A 17,031-nucleotide genomic window follows, 5' to 3' on the forward strand; every position below is an offset into this window, starting at 1 on the left:
ATTTCATATCTCTCTAATTTTATTTTCGGCCAAAAGTTGGCTTATAGATTTTGATAGTTCATATTGTGTTCCTCCCCCTGGCTGATCAAACCAAGGGATAGCAGGTCCTGCGTCCGCATGTACCGGTGCAATCACTTCATATGTTTTATATGGTTTATCTAACGTATCCAATGGTAAAGCTCGACTTTCGAAAGATGCTCCAGCAGGGGATACAAAGGTTCCTCGGTCACTGAAAGTACCATTGTCGATACGCCCGCCATATCTATCGATCTTAGTACCAGGTTTCAGCGTTATCGGCGTTGCCTTGATGAACCCTCGGTTTGGAGGCCATGCTCCAGCCCCCATGAAGGACTCTAAGCTTTGCCAGTCTTGATTTTTCCATAATTTATATGCTTTAGAAGCATCTGCACGTGTTTTGAAAACACCTCTAGATTTTGATTGAAATCCATTCCATTCGTTTTGACACCTACTCAACCCCCACGGATCCACCCACCCCAACGCATTCGGCGCATACTGGTAAAGGTTTATCCCCCCCGCCAGCCCTATCGGGTCCTGCTGCGTAAACCGCCCGCAGTCCGGGTCGTAATACCGGAACAGATTGTAGTGCAGCCCTGTCTCACGATCCAGGTATTGCCCCTGCATACGCAGGTTCTGGGAATATCCTGATACCTGCGTCTCGCTTTCCCGCAGCAGCTTGCCCCAGGCGCTGTTCACCCCTTCCCAGTGCACCTGCCCTTCGATATCCGTCATCCGCTCCGGCGTGCCGTTCGGCTGGCAGTGGAACCAGAAGATATCCGGTGCTTCAACGCCATCAATACGCGCCAGCGGATCGTAGCTGTCCTGATCGCTGTAGACGTAGGTCAGCGGCACATCCCCGTGCACTTCCTGCAACAGCCGGAACCCTTCCCAGACAAACCGGGTGGTGATCGGCTTGCCCGCTGGCTGTCCGCCCAGCATCTGGCGTCGCGTTTTGCTGATGCGTCGCCCGAGCGGATCGTAGCGGAAGCTGACCTGCGTCTGCGGCCTGTTGCGGTCCCGCGGCTGGCTGATGACCTCCGTCAGGCGGTGCTCGCCGTCGTAGCGGTAGTACCAGCGGATCTGGCCGTTATCTTTCTCTATGGTGCGGCCATGGACGTCATAGCGCCAGCGAATGCCGTTCAGCTGCGTCAGGCGGTTGTGTGTAACCTTCTCAGCAGATCCGTTGAGCGGGTTACCGGCTGCATCCCAGCGCCACTGCTCCTGGCCGGGCAGCGTCCCGTCCTGAACCAGCAGACGTCCGGCGCTGTCATACTGCCAGCGGTACCAGCTGAACGGGTTATCGTCCCGCTCTTCCCGCACCAGGTTATTGCGATAGTCGTAATCCCAGCGGCGGGACCAGCGGCGCGGCGACGGGCGCTGGGCATTGCCGGTAAAAACGTCCCGGCGATGCAGTCGTCCAAGACGATCGTATTCGCTGCGGGTGGTCAGCAGCCCCTGCGTACGGCTGGTTTCACGGTGGAGTTCGTCACGGGTAAAATCGGAGACCGACAGCTTATCAAGGGCAATGCTGAGCAGATGCCCGCTGCCGTAGTAGAACTGTTTCAGCTCGCGGCCATCGGGCAGCGTGACGGCGGTGCGGTTGCCGAGGGCGTCATACGCCCACGCCAGCTCGCCGTGTTCGCCCGTTTCGCGCGTGACGCGCCCGAGCGCGTCATAGTCAAAGGCAAGCTCCTGCTCGGCCTCAGTGGTCCACGCGTCGGCTGAAAGCGCAGGATGCAGCCCAATTCGGCTCAAAAGGCCTGCCGGAGTGTAGTGGTAGCGGGTCTGTCCTTCAGGCGTGGTGCGGGCGACCAGCTGGCCGCTCGCGCTCCAGGCGAAGGCGTGAGCGATCGCCTCCGGATGACCGGCGGCAAACGTGCGCGCTATCGTGCGCCCGCAGGCGTCATAGCGATACTGCGAGGCCACGCCATCAAGCCCTGTCTCTTCCAGAAGCAGCGAGTCCGCGCCCCAGCGGAACCGGTACGCTTCGCCGTTTTCGTTTTCCAGGGCAACCAGACGCCCGCGGCTGTCCCAGCGGCGACGGACCTCTTCGCCCTGGGTATTACGCGTTGCGGTTAAGCGCCCTGCCTCATCGTATCTGAACTCGCTCTCTTTCCCGTCGGCGCCCGCATGTTTCACCGGCAGGCCACGTTCGTTCCATTGGAGCGACTCCGTCCAGCCTTCCGGGCGGTCGAGCTGCACCGGGCGTCCTGCGGCGTCGTAGCGGTAACGCGTCTCTTCACCGTCGGCGCCGATCTCGGCCGCCAGCCAGCCCAATGGGTGATAACGATATTGTGTCACACGTCCCGAACAGTCCGTCGCACGAACCATCTGCCCGGCGTCGTTATACTCCTGGTAGCGGCTGTTTCCGGCGGCATCGACCTCCTCAACCACCTGACCAAACTCATCCCGGTGCAGCAGCGTGGTCTGCCCCATCGGGTCGACCACACGCTTCAGGCCGTGATGTTCGTCGTACCAGAAACGGGTCGCGCTGCCGTCGGCTTCGATAATGGCCGCCGGAAGCGCGCGGTGCTCAAGCCAGGTGGTAGTGCGGGTATGACCTTCCGGGTCGGTCTCCTGCACCCGGTTGCCCATGTCGTCGTAGACGAAGGTAACGGCGTTCCCGAGGGGATCGACGCGGCGGGTCAGAAGTTCGTTTTCATCCCACTCGTAGCGCCAGTTTTCACCGCGCTCGTCAACGTAACGGACAATCAGATTTTGCGCGTTCCAGTAGTGCTTACGCGTCTGACCATCGTAGTGCTCGACGGCCGTCAGCCCGGCGGCTAAATCATAGTTAAAGCGACAGCCGTCGCCGGTGCTGGTGCGGTTTTCCACCACGCGCCAGTGGTCAAATTTTTGCCAGCGATATTCGCTCTCCAGCCCGCCCGGCATCCGGTGCCAGACCATCAGGCCGTGGGCGTTATAGCGGTATTCACGCGTTACCACGCCGGAGGCATCCGTCGCGCTCGCCAGTTGGCCACCCGCATCGTAGCGCCACTGCATCAGCGGCCAGGAACGGTTGCCGTCGAAATGGCTCGCTGACGTCACGCGCTGCGGGAAACGTTCATCTTCATAACGCAAAGTGACATCTATTGCCCGTGGCTCGTCGTGAAGACCGACCAGCCTGCCGTGCTCGTCCCACGCCGTCAGCAGCGCGTTGCCGTATTCGTCGCTGAGAGATGCCAGACGCAGAACAGCAGGGTTTGCCCGGGTTGGTTTATACAGACGCCACACCGCGCCGTCATCGTCGGCTATCGCCACGTCACCATTTTCATTACGGCGGATAATGATGCCTTCGCTGATGCTGTAAAACGCGCGGTCGACAGGCGGCAGCGCGAAGCTCAGCTCACGCCCGGTTTCGTCGAACCAGGTGGCGTTGTTTTCTTCCAGCGTCAGATAGCTGTCAAAGGTGGTTGCCCAGCCCAGTCCGAACAGCCCTTCGCGGGTAGTCAGGCTGTTATAGCTGCGCTGCCAGCGAAGCGGGAAACGCCCTGGCAGCGAGAAATCAAGTTCATCGTCGTCATTCAGCACCTTCACACCGGTGGCGGCATGAACCGGATGCGAGGAACCAAACACGGCATTCACGGCCATATCGGCCAGCATCCCGCCGCCGGCCGCCGCCAGCGCGCAGGGCATGTTTTTCAGAATCTTACCCGGACGTCCGCGCAGCAGGGAGAGCGCAATCATCCCCAGCGCCAGCCCCGGCGTTTTGCCGCTTTTGATATCGCGGACCGTGAGCGTGTCCCCGCCGATGACGACGTTCGGGGAGACGCCGTCGGAAACGGTGCCTTCGCAGGTGGTGCGATCTTTTGCGCGAACCGCAGGCTGTCCGTTGATAAAGACGCTTTTAGAACCTTCCGCCAGATACTGCGGCCCGGAGTGCTTTTCACACGCCACCTTGTCTTCTTCCAGCGGCGAGGTCCCCGCCGCGGCAGAGGCGACGCTGGGCTGCCACATCTCGCTGCCGAACTGTCCGGCAGCGGAGAGCAGCATGCCCGCGTAGTCGGCAAAGCTGCCCGGCGACTGCGGCTCAGGGGACGGGGTGTCGGCAGGCGTTAACGTCCCGGCTGCGCGTGCAGCGGGAAGTTTATTTGTCAGAACATTGCTCGAACCGGTGGTGATCTTACCCGCAGGCGACGGCGGGAAAAGCGCGTTGCCCAGCCCTTCAGCGGCGTTGCTGATATCGTCGGTGATCCCGGCGACGTTCGCCAGAACCCCGCCGATAATGCCGCTCAACAGACAGCTGGATCCAATTGCCGCCACGCCTGCTGCTGCGGCCCCGGCTCCCAGCAGTGGGGCCGCGACGGTCGCTGCCGCGCCCACCGCCGCGCCAATCACCGCATAGGCAGCGCCTTCCGCCACAATGCTGGTAATATCAGCAAAAATGCTGGAGTGAATAATCTCGTCGCCCTTACGGGCCGCGTTGTTATCGCTCATGCCTTACACATTCCGGCTGTCGTTTAGCGTCAGACTCTGCTTCAGTGCGCTCCAGCGCGCCTCGTCCTCTTCCGTAAAGGCTTTTAAGGCCGAGAGGGTAAAAATCATCAGTACCGGTTTGCCTGGCGTCTGCACGGCCAGCTGTTTTTGCCACAGGCGCTGGCCGTTACGGTCAAAGGTGGTCTCAACTTCCAGCCCGTTAATTTTTCCGTCAGGCCCGGCTTTAACATTCCGGAATTCGCTTTGGGCAATTTCGCCCATTTGAGGACGCAGCACATCCCACTGGCGGTGAAACTCTTGTTCGTAGTCGCTGCCATCCGGGATGATGCCGCGGCTGACCACCACGGATAATCCGCTTTCGTCATCGCGAATAATATTCATACTGTTGTCCTGCCAGGCAGCAGGAAAAAGGGAAAACGAACCTTCCTGGAGGGTGTATTTCATAAGTGAACTCGGGATGATTAATATTGTGAGAAACATAAAGGCCAATCCATGCTGGCCTTTTGGCTGGCTGTTTTATTATTTAAGCCATTGACCTGACTGTTCGACCAAAACAGGGTTGCCTTTGCTGACAAACAATTTCACAGGTAAATACGTTACGGTGTAAACGATCTCGCCATTCTTGTACGTTGAGCCGATTATCTTACCAGCGGAGTCGTGTAACGTTTTTCCCTTTAAGGAGAACGTACTATTATCACTTTTGCGTACGCCGAGATAAACCATCTGGTCACATTCGCTCTCAAAATGGCCGCACTTGTTTATCAGAGAAATAGCGAACTTTTCGGTATTCAGTTTTCTGGATTCAGGGTGTTGACTCGAATCAGCTTTATGTAATGTATAACGCAGCGGAGCATAATCATCGCCATTTTGAGGAGGCGTAACTAAACGCCATTCCATTTCACTCCCCTTTATTTCCAGAGCAGCCCGCCCACTTACACCGCCAAACGATGAATTGAACTCAACAGTGGCACGATTAACTGCAATTGTACCGCTAAGATTGCGCTCATCATCTTCCGGCAATCAATGCGGTTTCCTCTCCGGGATATATAGCAATAAGAGCCGGTGATACGGTTGCCTGACTCAGCTAGCCGCAGGGTTAACGTCGAGTCGCTCTCAAATTCGCCAGCCCACTCCCCGTCAAAGGCGAGGTTTTATCGGCTGTTGGTTGCAAAATGCAGCGTATTGAATCTGGCAGCCCATTGCTGAATATCGGCATGAATAACCGGGCTATTATCAGATGACCGATATTGAATAACGTCCTTTCCCGGAACCACCCAGGCTGCAAAGATTTTGCCGCCAGGATTGATAACCAACGCGGATGCACTCTCCTGATAAAGATCTTTTAGCCAGCCTTCAACAAACAATCCTCCGCCTGTGGTGGTATGGGGTTCACCGAAGACATCAAAATTATCAATAAAGGTCTGGTAATGATTTCCCAGGAGCGTCCTGAGATTGTCTGTCACTTCACTGTCGTTAACGATGCGACTCACCGTATCAAGCTTATTGTATTGCGATAACTCAAGCGCCGATGACGTTTCAACGACGCCTGTCAATAAAGCGGAGAACAATACGACTGCCAAATATTTTTTGGCCATAAATTACTCTGAAGTACCATTATCGTAATTCATTGTTATTTTTATAACCTTGCCGCCCTTCATCTCAAATGAGAGCAATTTCTTACCCAATTCGTAGGAAACCCACTGCTCCCCGGAATCATTTTCGACCTTGCCACCACCATAAGCTTTATCAAGTTCATGAATTGTTGAACCAATATGGATCCCGCGAGCGGTTTTGCCATCCGCAGCCGTTAGCGTAATTTGCGACACAATATAATCATCAACACTTCGCTCGGCTTTATCCCACCAAAGATTGGAACTGAATATTTCTAATCCAGACTTTTGATGCTGAAAGAATTTATAATTAGTTCCGTCAAAAGGAACCTCTCCAACAAACTGGCCTTCAACTGGCAACTCAACTTTACGTGCAACGTCATTCGTCCATCTTTCGCCCAATGCGACAGACTGTTTATTTATTTGTACAGAAAAATCGGGATTAGCTAAAAGTTTATGTGATGAATTTCCAGCTTCTTTATTAATTTGAGCCGTCGCTGCATAACTGTCTAAACTGTAAAACACCAGAACCGAACAGAAAATACTCAGAATTTTCTTACTCATAAGCTGATCCATTACTTAAATTTTGGAATATCATATGATAGGTTTGCCGCCGGGAAATTATCAAACATTTTCTTCATGCTTGATGTTTGCGCTACAGCCCAGTTGACATCTGTTGCATACTGATGCGTTCCTGGTGAAGCCGGGTTCCATCGCATCTTGTAAAGATTGTTTTGAGCATAATCCGCGTTATTAATGTATTTTTCGGAAATCCATTTCGCACCACCCTCTATCGCTTTTTCTGGCGACGTCCATCCCATTTTATATGCGTAATTCGAGCCTGTTTTAACGGCATTGCCATCTAACGCACCAATACCGTACATATTATAAACTTTTACGCCGTTAACCTCGACACCTTTTGCCAGTTCACTCGCCCCGTTACCTGTTTCGAGAGCAGAGTGCGAGGCCAGGTAAACTTCACTCACATTGTATTTCCTGGCTGCATCCAGATATGTTTTTTCTTGCCCTTCAAGCACGCCTTTTCCTTTCAGGAAGGAAGCCATATCAGTTTCAGAAACACCTGACGAAGATGAAAGGTCAAGGAACTGATATTTATCAGTCCCAGTATTGTAGTTATCCGGATTGGCATATTTCTTAATATCATCTTCAGAGGCATCAACAAAGCCGCGTCGCGTCCATTTTTGAGGTTTTGCTTTTAAATTCTTTTGCTTATCCACCATGTCCTGCAACGAATAATCGTATTCACTGGTTTTGTCTGTGCCAGCTGATGCAGCTGAATTATTTTGCGCCGGAGCCGCTTTACCTGCCCCTCCAGCAGCACCCGCACCGGCAGATTTTTTAGCCTTGTCCGGAGAGAAATACGCCTGCACAGCCGCATCAATATCCCCTTTATGCCCCGATCCCGGCGCAGTGGTGCCCGGCTTGGTTCCCGAGGTATTCAGGTGCAGCTTACCGCCCGTGGTGATATAGCCATCCCCCTCCACAAAGACGTTAAACTCTTTGCCGATCAGGTTAATCTTGCCGTTAGCGTTGAGTTCAATGGCACTTTCACCTGAGACCAGCCGCAGCTTCGTCCCGGAAGCAATAACATACTGCTCCACCGCCGCATCCAGCTTGCCTTTGCCGGTCAGGATCTCAGTCCCGCCTTTCACAGCCTGAGTCTGGTTCGCTTCCACGCGATGCAGTTCATTTTTCTTCACGTAATGGCTGCGCGCCCCGCCGACGCTGTGCGTTTCATCGTTTTTAACGCTGGTGTCCAGATTGCGCTCGGCCTGGATCCACACCTGCTCTGCGCCCGCTTTATCCTCAAAGCGCAGGGCGTTGGCATTGTCGACTGAACCGTCTTTCGTGCGGCTCATAAAGCCCATCTGCGTCGCGGCCGCCGGCAGCGCCCACGGCGGCATGCTCGCCTCGTTATACACGCGGCCGGTGATAATCGGACGGTCCGGGTCGCCGTTGATAAAGTCCACCACCACCTCATCGCCGACGCGCGGGATTTGCACCCCGCCGTACCCCTGGCCCGCCCAGGCGCTCGACACGCGCACCCAGCAGGAGCTGGTGTCATCCCCCTTCGCCAGCCGGTCCCAGTGAAATTTCACCTTCACGCGGCCGTATTTGTCCGTCCAGATACTCTCCCCCTTCGGCCCCACCACTTTCGCCGTCTGCGGACCGTAGGTGCGCGGCCACGCCGTGCTCTGCGCCGGACGGTACACCACCGACGCCGGGATAACGGTGAAATCGGTGCGGTGAATGGTTTCACCTTCGCCGCTGGCGTAGCGGTTCTCCTCGAAGTGATACCCCGCCGCCGTCACCAGATACTCGCCGTTATCGCTGAAAAACGGCGCGTTGGTCAGGGTGAAGGTGTGGCCCGGCGCGATGCCTGCCGCCGTGGCCGTCGCCTGTATCTGCTGATGCTCCACCTGCCAGCGCTCCTGACGGATGCGGGCGTAGAACTCCGCATGGCCTGTCTCCACAAAGCGGCCCGGCCAGTCGTACACGTCGATGCTGCCCGGTTTCGGAGACGCCGGGTTCTGCTGCGCCTGGAAAAGCCACGCGTTCGGCTTGCGGAAGTCATAGTCGTCGAGGCTGTAAATCCCCGGCGTGACGCTGTCCTCCAGCGCCCACTGGCTGATACCCTCTTCGTCCGTGCTGCCGCCCGACGGCGTCTGATGGTAAGGAATGACCTCATAGCCGCTGAACGGCTGATGCTGGGTCGCGGCGTCGGTCAGCACCAGCGTGTGCTTGTCCGCCTCGTGGCTGAAGTAGTACGCAATCCCTTCAAGCTCCATCAGGCGGCTGATGAAGTCCAGGCTCGATTCCTGATACTGCACGCAGTAATCCCACACGCGGTAGCTGCCGGTGAGTTTGTCTTCGAGGTTAACCTGATGCTCACCCAGCAGGGTTTTGACAATCTGCGGTACCGTCTGGCCCTGGAAAATACGCAGGTTACGGTCGCGCTTCATCGGCCACAGGTCCGGCTCCACCGTCAGCTGGTACACCGCATAGCGGGTGCCCGTCAGCTCCACGGCGCTCACCGCCACGCGCGTCACCTTGCCGTTGATATAGCGGGGGGTGAGCAGGTTATGCGTGGGGATGGTCACCGTGACCGGCTGGCCCAGCAGCTTGCTGCGGTCAATGCGCGCGTCCGTGCCGAGCAGGGTCAGCGTCAGCGCGAATGACTCGGACATCGCCTCGCGGCCGGAGAGTTTCCAGAAGAGCAGCCCCTCAGCCGGGAGCTGGACGGTAATTCGGTTGAGCATAATCTTTATTCCACTATGGGCTAATCTCAGTGCCAGAAGTAAACTAATTTTCAGTTCGCTGGCGGCTATGCTGTAGATATGACAATGCGTAGCGGTAAGGCATTATTCCCATGTAACAAAAATAAAACCACATATTCTGTGGTTTTATATGGAGGATATAAAATTAATATTGTGAAGTCATAATTCTTTCACATGAAACGTAGAAAGGATGATTTCCATACATCGTTTATTCGCTTCGTAATAATAATCCTGATGATTACGATGGGGCCCAACCACCTCTACGTAACACCACAAATCATTAATTTTGAAGATACGCATGTCGTAATAAGCCCTGATATTCTCAGCAGCACTGACAATCTCTCCGGTACAGCTGTAAAGATCGCCTGTGAACGTGAGGTTGATATCATTTGGGATAATGGCAAGGTCCGACGTCGTAAGAGAGACCGCACTATCGTGACGGTTAAAGCGCGCAGTTGCTTCTTCGAAAATAGCCTGCGCAGAAGGATAATCAGCCTGACGGAAAAGACAGAAATTAATCACGCCATGGTTGACATTATCTACCGTGTGTTCAATTACCAGACGATTATCACCCAGTGTACTCACCTGCCATGAATCCGGAATTTTAAATCCACTGTCATTTTTGTTGCTAAGGCTAACTGTTTTCAACAGTTCTGAAAGCATCATATTGCTGCGATGCATTAAATCCCAGTTTATAGCAATCAGGAAAATAGTATCTGCAATCGAGTTGTAATCCTTCGAATCACAAGCCGTTTTCAAAAGGAAGTAATTCCCTCCACCATTTACAGGATTATAATCCTTTTGCACCGTATACCGTGAAACGACCTCATCACCCGATGGCATCTTCTTAATGGACAGGATATCCGCAAATTTCCCACTTCCTGAAGGATGCGTAATTATTCTCTGGCTCAGTACTTTCTCGCCCATTAAGTCAAGCTTATTGAGAAGCCAGTCTGACGCATTCATCTCCCACTGGCAGTGTTCATATGCAGCCCATACTTCAATATAGGGGCCGGTGTCATCGGCGATGTATCGTCCGATATTCGTCAGCCCAACCTCCTGAAACGTGACCGGTTTTAACTCTGCTGGTTTAACATTCTGTGGTAACAGTAGCCAGTAATGAAGCATCTCTTTTTCTGTGGAGGTATAGAGACATTTCCAGAATTTTTCCCGAATCTCTTTTTCCTGGTCCATCATCTCGAGAGGAAAAAGATATTTTTTTTCAGTAACCATAATGCAACCTCACTCGTCGCGCTTACTTAAGCCATAAACCCGAAAACATAAGAAAGCTTCCGAAGGTAATTAAGCTTTTAGCAAAGATAAGTAAGCCAGGCGCCACGGCACTTGTCATAGACGATAATTTTTCATAATTTTCTGCGTTGTATCTTTTGTGCCCCCCCATAATCCCGGAAAATAACGTGCACAGCAGGACTACTGTGACCTTTAATCCCCAGACGCACAGGAAAGACATGGATAAGATGATCGAATAATGTTTGGCCGTTGCGACGGAAAATAATGACATTGACTGAGCAAGCCATTTCAACGTAAAGCCAATGACGACTGTAGCCACGAGCACCAGAACGAACATCAACCCCGCCAGGAGCCATTGTTTTTTGTTAAATAAATCTTTTCCATTCCAGATGAGCGCTAGCGTCCAAATCATAAAGAGAATAAAGAAAAACCAATTCATCACAACGTTCCCCATTTACACATTTTAATCTCCTATCAGGACTGTAACACAGCCCGTCTTAATCACACCATCGCCACTGCCCGCCGCTGAAGAAGGCTTACTCTCATCATCGTCATAAATCCAGTCAAGGATCGGTTTGAGAGCAAATTTGATACTGGCATCCCCTCCCAGACCAAGCACCACTGCAAGCTCACCTGACACCTTGAGGTTAAACGAATAATCCGTACTATCAATCCAGGTTCCCACGCCAGCAGAAGCGCCAGCGCTCCCTGCACTCCCTGAAAGTTTGCCATCGGCAACGACTACGCCATAAAAATCGGCTTTAGCCGTCGCTTCTCCTTTGACCGCCGCTGCTTCTGCGCCAAGTTCCACATTAAAACCATAACGTCCTTTATTACCGTCGTACATTTCACTGACGGCCTTCGCTTCAGCGGTGGCCAGATAAACGTCCCCACCCACTCCGCCGTATTGCTCCCCTTCTTTTCCAATGCTTCCCGAGGCGCCATATTGTATCGCGGTAGCGGTAGCATTGAGGTTAATAGCCCCGTAATCGGCCCGATCGGTCACTAACGTGCCGCTGGCATTCGCCACCCCTACTTTTGTACGCACCTCGCCTTTGTAAATATCCTGGCTTTTTGTATTCCCGACCGTGATATCGGCAAGCGCGAATCCTGCTGAAGCCGTATCGGGTTTTCCAAAGCCGGATTTATCTTCCAGACTTGCATAGGCGCCGAGCACCCGGGCGTCGTAAACATCACCATGTATAGCACCATCTTTACCCGCATCCTTCGCCGCCGTTCCTCCCCAATATTGCGGAGGTGCAGGTTGAGTGGTTGCGACCGCAGGGGTCGCTGAGGTATTGCAACCCGTCTTGTCGCCTTCCCTGGCGAGAGGTAAACCGTTCACAAATACCGTTGTTGAACCGCTGAGAATACTTCCCTGACCATGTTGAGAGCATGAAAGCGGGTCGCCTTTTCGTGCCGCCGGAAATCCGCCAATAATTACGTTGGGACTTCCGCTTTGAATTGGGCCAGTATGTGCGCTGGAATCAATGCGCGCTCTGGCGGCTGGTTTTCCCATAATAGCGTTCTCTGTACGCAGATTAACTGTTAACTTTTACAATCGCGCCCTTAATATCGGTAAGGTTAGTTCCCGTTATACTCACCGTATCATTTGCCCTGAGCTCGGTATTAATACCATCACCCAGTTTTGTAAGTTCGTCACCTTTGAAGACGGCTTCTTCCACAGCCTCTGCTTTGAGGTTGCCTTCGCCTACGTGAATCTCAATGGTATCCGGTGCAATCAGAATATAGTTGTCTTTAACTTTAAGTTTAATCGTGGTCACAGATTCCAGCAGCGCGTTACCTTCTTTATCCATGGTCAAGACGGTTTGATCTTTCCCAACGTTAATAACGTGCTTGTTACCAATATTATGCGTTTCATTATTACCTACATCTGATTTCAGGTTCCGCTTGATCGTAATATTTTCATCCTGTCCGATGGTTTTTTTACGATCGACACCGACATCATGGGTTTCAGAATTTTCAATATCCGTATCCATATTTTTCTCTGCATGGATCCAGATCTGCTCGTGCCCGGCTTTATCTTCGAAACGGAGAATATTGGCATTGTCTTTATGGCCATCTTTGCTGCGGCTATAAAAGCCCATCTGCGTCGCGGCCGCCGGCAGCGCCCACGGCGGCATGCTCGCCTCGTTATACACGCGCCCGGTGATAATCGGACGGTCCGGGTCGCCGTTGATAAAGTCCACCACCACCTCATCGCCGACGCGCGGGATTTGCACCCCGCCGTACCCCTGGCCCGCCCAGGCGCTCGACACGCGCACCCAGCAGGAGCTGGTGTCATCCCCCTTCGCCAGCCGGTCCCAGTGAAATTTCACCTTCACCCGGCCATATTTGTCCGTCCAGATACTTTCCCCCTTCGGCCCCACCACTTTCGCCGTCTGCGGACCGTAGGTGCGCGGCCACGCCGTGCTCTGCGCCGGACGGTACACCACCGACGCCGGGATAACGGTGAAATCGGTGCGGTGAATGGTTTCACCTTCGCCGCTGGCGTAGCGGTTCTCCTCGAAGTGATACCCCGCCGCCGTCACCAGATACTCGCCGTTATCGCTGAAGAACGGCGCGTTGGTCAGGGTGAAGGTGTGGCCCGGCGCGATGCCCGCCGCCGTGGCCGTCGCCTGAATCTGCTGATGCTCCACCTGCCAGCGCTCCTGACGGATGCGGGCGTAGAACTCCGCATGGCCTGTCTCCACAAAGCGGCCCGGCCAGTCGTACACGTCGATGCTGCCCGGTTTCGGAGACGCCGGGTTCTGCTGCGCCTGGAAAAGCCACGCGTTCGGCTTGCGGAAGTCATAGTCGTCGAGGCTGTAAATCCCCGGCGTGACGCTGTCCTCCAGCGCCCACTGGCTGATACCCTCTTCGTCCGTGCTGCCGCCCGACGGCGTCTGATGGTAAGGAATGACCTCATAGCCGCTGAACGGCTGATGCTGGGTCGCGGCGTCGGTCAGCACCAGCGTGTGCTTGTCCGCCTCGTGGCTGAAATAGTACGCAATCCCTTCAAGCTCCATCAGGCGGCTGATGAAGTCCAGGCTCGATTCCTGATACTGCACGCAGTAATCCCACACGCGGTAGCTGCCGGTGAGTTTGTCTTCGAGGTTAACCTGATGCTCACCCAGCAGGGTTTTGACAATCTGTGGTACCGTCTGGCCCTGGAAAATACGCAGGTTACGGTCGCGCTTCATCGGCCACAGGTCCGGCTCCACCGTCAGCTGGTACACCGCATAGCGGGTGCCCGTCAGCTCCACGGCGCTCACCGCCACGCGCGTCACCTTGCCGTTGGTATAGCGGGGGGTGAGCAGGTTATGCGTGGGGATGGTCACCGTGACCGGCTGGCCCAGCAGCTTGCTGCGGTCAATGCGCGCGTCCGTGCCGAGCAGGGTCAGCGTCAGCGCGAATGACTCGGACATCGCCTCGCGGCCGGAGAGTTTCCAGAAAAGCAGCCCCTCAACCGGGAGCTGGACGGTAATTCGGTTGAGCATAATCTTTATTCCGTAATGGTTTATGCTGAAAAAAATTTTAATGATGAATTGTTTCGACAAGCTGTCTGTAGATATGCGCAAGCTTTTTATATTCGATATCTTTTTTTTCTGTGCAGAAATTCACTGTCTTGTTCATGTGGAAGAATTATTTTTAAACCCTGGGCCATTTGGGAAGCTATATAATTTGCATTCGATAAATGCTTCGCCAGTTATTCATCCGTAGTTGAGAATTCTTTTGAGGCTAGTGTCCCCAAAGTTAATGAATGCAGGGGGCGTTTATCCTTTTCCTCTCCTGCCAAAACAGACCTGATGTACATCAACTGATTTATACTCATGATGTATAAGGAAAAATGAGGGTTTTTAGACAACCGTTGATGAACGACACTCAAGGCACTTTCGATATAATCCATCGCAGTAACGCACTGTTTATGCATAATTCACCCTTTAGCGTCAGGAAAAATCAAAGAAAATCATCCTCAGGTGCGTTGTGAAATAACTCATCTGCAATACTGACGATACGTTCATGCTGGATCAGTTTATTTTTCCACTGCTGCGGTATACCTGAGTAACCATATAACGCGCCAGCCAATTGTCCCGTTGTCGCCGCTACGCTGCTGGCATCATCCGCCAGGTTGGCGGCCATCAGGACAGCATCGCGAAAATTATCCGTATTCCATACGGACCACATTGCGGCCTCAAGTGTATCGATAACATAACCGCTTGAGCGAATCTGATGACGAACTTTCTGCTTATACTCACCTGCGTTAATGATCATCACCCGAGCGCACAAGGGGAACAGATGAGGTTCGAACGCCTCTTCTTTTTGATATCCACTAATTAAATAGTGAAGAATTAAGCCCAAATACTGGCACGCATTGATAGATTCCACCGCACCGTGTGTCGCTCTACTTTGCGACTGGGATTCAAAATATATTGCCCGCAGCGATTTTCGACGAAAGATCGAAACGGGTGCCTGACGAACCAATGCGGCGTTGCCTGTGGTATGTTTCTCGGTGTTACCGTACCACGATGGGCCGAGAAGTTTATATTGTTCCAACGCAAAACGGGTGGTATTGCCAATACCTAAACAACGCCCGGTGCTACTGTTTTCACCTGTTTGATACCACTTGAGCAGCCACTGGCGCAAAACGTCAGTATGCATTATTTCTTTGCAAAGGTAGGTCTGTGCCACACAGAGAGCCATTGAGGTATCAGCTGTCCATTCACCGGGGTTTAACCGGTAAGGCCCTCCTCCTTGCATATCACTGATGAGTTCGCTATCACGTCGTTTACATTCCTGCGCCGTCCCGACAGCATCTCCCACAGCCAGCCCCACTAAAGCGCCTACTGCTTTATCGAGTGAGTTCGTTTCCGATACGACGAGAGGTAATGATTTATCCCATATTTCAAATGCATGCGCTTCTGCTGTATCCATTCTCTTTATGGACTTACGGCTATTTACCGGCATCAGGTTACGGTAACGATCGGCATAATGATTAATAACAGCATCTTCGCTGTGAAGATCGAGCATTACGCCTCCTTATGCGAAAATAAAAATCGATGAATTTACACATGAAACTTCAATAATCATTCGGATTTTTTTCCACATAATTACTTAAATCATTCTCTTGCCAGTAACATATTAACGGCATAGCACTTCGGAACACTGCTTTCTACCCCCCCCCCAAGCAAAAAGATCATTAATTATTTGAGAGATGCAGTCCTTTCATAATTAAAAATCCACAAGGTGTAAATTTTTAAAAACTCTGAAAAGATGAATAAAATGCCATTTAGCCAGACGTTCGACTCACCCGCCAGATCCAACGCCAGTGGAAAAAGCGAAACAGAGCATCGAAAGGAGACCAGTCGCAAAAATTCCTGACAGAGCGCCAATCTCCTCGCAAAGGGCTTGCTTAGGCAAAAGAGCCATGCTGAAGCAAAAAGCGATACCAATAATACGTAATCGAGAATAAAAAAAAGAGTAACCAGATCGCTATACCCGCCAGCAGACAGCGTGTTCACAACAGTACTGAAGGCGTGTATATCGGAAATAAAAGGGATCCTGTCATGACGCACGGACTGGGCACAATAGAGCACAATGGCCAGCGCATCCATGCATCCCCAGAAAACGAAAATCTTATCTCTGACTTTCATGGCCGTTAAGCAATCACTTAACGGGCGCAGGTGGCCACACGCTCCCTTTCTGAATAAGTTTCTCTTTTATTTCGTTTAACTTCTCGTATTTCTCACTGCCTCGCTCAAGACCTTGCAGCGCGTCCGCGAGCGCATTGCTCATCGACCAGCCATTTTTGGCCTTAATTGACGGATCCGCTCCACGATCGAGCAGTATCAAGACATGATCGTATGACTGGTTATCCAGCGCATCGAACACCAGCGTTTTACCCAGTGAGTTGGTTGAGTTGACGTCAGCACCGCGATCGAGCATGGCTTCCAGCGTCTCTGTGTTTTTCGCTTTAAGCGACTGGAAGACGATGGGTTCGTGGAAGACCTTATCTTTCACGTTGGGTGAGAGGCCACCGTCCAGCATCGCATCGATCCAGTCCGCGCTGTCTCCCTTCAGGGCAAATTCAGCAGGACTGCTTTTTCCCTGCGGTCGAGGCTGGAGCGGATCTGCGCCGGCCTGAACAAGCAACGTAATGACCTCTAAATGGTTCGACGTTTTTTTATCATTAATTGCATTGCCAAGGGCCCAAAAAAGCAGGGTCATATCCTGCTTTCCCGGTTTATTAAGATCGCTTTCTGGTGCAAGCGTCTTCACCGCGTCGACATCACCTTCTTCAATCGCTTTCGCCAGTTCAAGCTGCTGACCGCTGAAGTAGTCCTGTGGATTAAGGTCCATATCCTGCTTACACCCCTGAATCATGAATAAAAAACATAACGCGACAAAAGCCATCA

The 17,031-nt window shown here is 52.8% G+C and carries 14 protein-coding genes; all 14 read right to left on the bottom strand.

What is annotated here, in order from left to right; genetic code table 11:
- Positions 1-3: 3 nt before the first annotated feature.
- The 14 genes from G6Q29_RS02170 to G6Q29_RS02230 all read right to left on the bottom strand — a co-directional run bounded on the left by G6Q29_RS02170 (position 4) and on the right by G6Q29_RS02230 (position 17,029).
- Complete coding sequence (locus G6Q29_RS02170) at positions 4-4,455, bottom strand: glycohydrolase toxin TNT-related protein (RefSeq protein ID WP_165464352.1); 4,452 nt, start codon at positions 4,453-4,455, stop codon at positions 4-6.
- Between the two features lie 3 nt (positions 4,456-4,458).
- On the bottom strand, positions 4,459-4,899 hold the full coding sequence (locus tag G6Q29_RS02175; protein WP_165464353.1) for a DcrB-related protein: 441 nt from the start codon (positions 4,897-4,899) through the stop codon (positions 4,459-4,461).
- Between the two features lie 75 nt (positions 4,900-4,974).
- A complete protein-coding gene (locus G6Q29_RS21635) occupies positions 4,975-5,475 on the bottom strand; it encodes a hypothetical protein (RefSeq protein WP_242637179.1) in 501 nt (166 codons plus the stop codon).
- A 131-nt stretch (positions 5,476-5,606) separates the two neighbouring features.
- The gene (locus tag G6Q29_RS21640) at positions 5,607-6,050 is read right to left on the bottom strand and encodes a hypothetical protein (protein ID WP_242637180.1); all 444 of its coding nucleotides are present in this window, start codon (positions 6,048-6,050) and stop codon (positions 5,607-5,609) included.
- A 3-nt stretch (positions 6,051-6,053) separates the two neighbouring features.
- A complete protein-coding gene (locus tag G6Q29_RS02185) occupies positions 6,054-6,629 on the bottom strand; it encodes a hypothetical protein (RefSeq protein ID WP_242637181.1) in 576 nt (191 codons plus the stop codon).
- An 11-nt stretch (positions 6,630-6,640) separates the two neighbouring features.
- Complete coding sequence (gene tssI, locus G6Q29_RS02190) at positions 6,641-9,346, bottom strand: type VI secretion system tip protein TssI/VgrG (protein WP_165464354.1); 2,706 nt, start codon at positions 9,344-9,346, stop codon at positions 6,641-6,643.
- Positions 9,347-9,523: 177 nt separating this feature from the next.
- A complete protein-coding gene (locus G6Q29_RS02195) occupies positions 9,524-10,597 on the bottom strand; it encodes a hypothetical protein (RefSeq protein WP_165464355.1) in 1,074 nt (357 codons plus the stop codon).
- Between the two features lie 22 nt (positions 10,598-10,619).
- On the bottom strand, positions 10,620-11,054 hold the full coding sequence (locus G6Q29_RS02200; RefSeq protein WP_242637182.1) for a hypothetical protein: 435 nt from the start codon (positions 11,052-11,054) through the stop codon (positions 10,620-10,622).
- 24 nt (positions 11,055-11,078) lie between these two features.
- Positions 11,079-12,134 carry a PAAR domain-containing protein gene (locus tag G6Q29_RS02205; protein WP_165464357.1) on the bottom strand — a complete coding sequence of 352 codons (1,056 nt, stop codon included), beginning with the start codon at positions 12,132-12,134 and terminating at the stop codon, positions 11,079-11,081.
- Positions 12,135-12,156: 22 nt separating this feature from the next.
- The gene (locus G6Q29_RS02210; protein ID WP_165464358.1) at positions 12,157-14,115 is read right to left on the bottom strand and encodes a type VI secretion system Vgr family protein; all 1,959 of its coding nucleotides are present in this window, start codon (positions 14,113-14,115) and stop codon (positions 12,157-12,159) included.
- A gap of 209 nt (positions 14,116-14,324) precedes the next feature.
- On the bottom strand, positions 14,325-14,549 hold the full coding sequence (locus G6Q29_RS21645; protein ID WP_332972545.1) for an immunity protein Tsi6 family protein: 225 nt from the start codon (positions 14,547-14,549) through the stop codon (positions 14,325-14,327).
- A 26-nt stretch (positions 14,550-14,575) separates the two neighbouring features.
- Positions 14,576-15,646, bottom strand: coding sequence for an ADP-ribosylarginine hydrolase Tri1 (gene tri1, locus G6Q29_RS02220; RefSeq protein WP_165464359.1), 1,071 nt, complete (start codon positions 15,644-15,646; stop codon positions 14,576-14,578).
- A 173-nt stretch (positions 15,647-15,819) separates the two neighbouring features.
- Positions 15,820-16,230, bottom strand: coding sequence for a hypothetical protein (locus G6Q29_RS02225; protein WP_242637183.1), 411 nt, complete (start codon positions 16,228-16,230; stop codon positions 15,820-15,822).
- Between the two features lie 52 nt (positions 16,231-16,282).
- Positions 16,283-17,029, bottom strand: a complete 747-nt coding sequence (locus tag G6Q29_RS02230; protein ID WP_165464636.1) for an ankyrin repeat domain-containing protein — start codon at positions 17,027-17,029, stop codon at positions 16,283-16,285.
- Between the last annotated feature and the right edge of the window lie 2 nt (positions 17,030-17,031).

The sequence above is a fragment of the Enterobacter cloacae genome (assembly GCF_011078175.1).
Classification (GTDB): Bacteria; Pseudomonadota; Gammaproteobacteria; order Enterobacterales; family Enterobacteriaceae; genus Enterobacter; species Enterobacter cloacae_Q.

Excerpts from the sequence above, each read along its gene's own strand:
- G6Q29_RS02170 (WP_165464352.1), bottom strand. The coding sequence starts at position 4,455 with ATGAGCGATAACAACGCGGCCCGTAAGGGCGACGAGATTATTCACTCC.
- G6Q29_RS02175 (WP_165464353.1), bottom strand. The coding sequence starts at position 4,899 with ATGAAATACACCCTCCAGGAAGGTTCGTTTTCCCTTTTTCCTGCTGCC.
- G6Q29_RS21640 (WP_242637180.1), bottom strand. The coding sequence starts at position 6,050 with ATGGCCAAAAAATATTTGGCAGTCGTATTGTTCTCCGCTTTATTGACA.
- G6Q29_RS02185 (WP_242637181.1), bottom strand. The coding sequence starts at position 6,629 with ATGAGTAAGAAAATTCTGAGTATTTTCTGTTCGGTTCTGGTGTTTTAC.
- tssI (WP_165464354.1), bottom strand. The coding sequence starts at position 9,346 with ATGCTCAACCGAATTACCGTCCAGCTCCCGGCTGAGGGGCTGCTCTTC.
- G6Q29_RS02195 (WP_165464355.1), bottom strand. The coding sequence starts at position 10,597 with ATGGTTACTGAAAAAAAATATCTTTTTCCTCTCGAGATGATGGACCAG.
- G6Q29_RS02200 (WP_242637182.1), bottom strand. The coding sequence starts at position 11,054 with ATGAATTGGTTTTTCTTTATTCTCTTTATGATTTGGACGCTAGCGCTC.
- G6Q29_RS02205 (WP_165464357.1), bottom strand. The coding sequence starts at position 12,134 with ATGGGAAAACCAGCCGCCAGAGCGCGCATTGATTCCAGCGCACATACT.
- G6Q29_RS02210 (WP_165464358.1), bottom strand. The coding sequence starts at position 14,115 with ATGCTCAACCGAATTACCGTCCAGCTCCCGGTTGAGGGGCTGCTTTTC.
- G6Q29_RS21645 (WP_332972545.1), bottom strand. The coding sequence starts at position 14,549 with ATGCATAAACAGTGCGTTACTGCGATGGATTATATCGAAAGTGCCTTG.
- tri1 (WP_165464359.1), bottom strand. The coding sequence starts at position 15,646 with ATGCTCGATCTTCACAGCGAAGATGCTGTTATTAATCATTATGCCGAT.
- G6Q29_RS02225 (WP_242637183.1), bottom strand. The coding sequence starts at position 16,230 with ATGGATGCGCTGGCCATTGTGCTCTATTGTGCCCAGTCCGTGCGTCAT.
- G6Q29_RS02230 (WP_165464636.1), bottom strand. The coding sequence starts at position 17,029 with ATGGCTTTTGTCGCGTTATGTTTTTTATTCATGATTCAGGGGTGTAAG.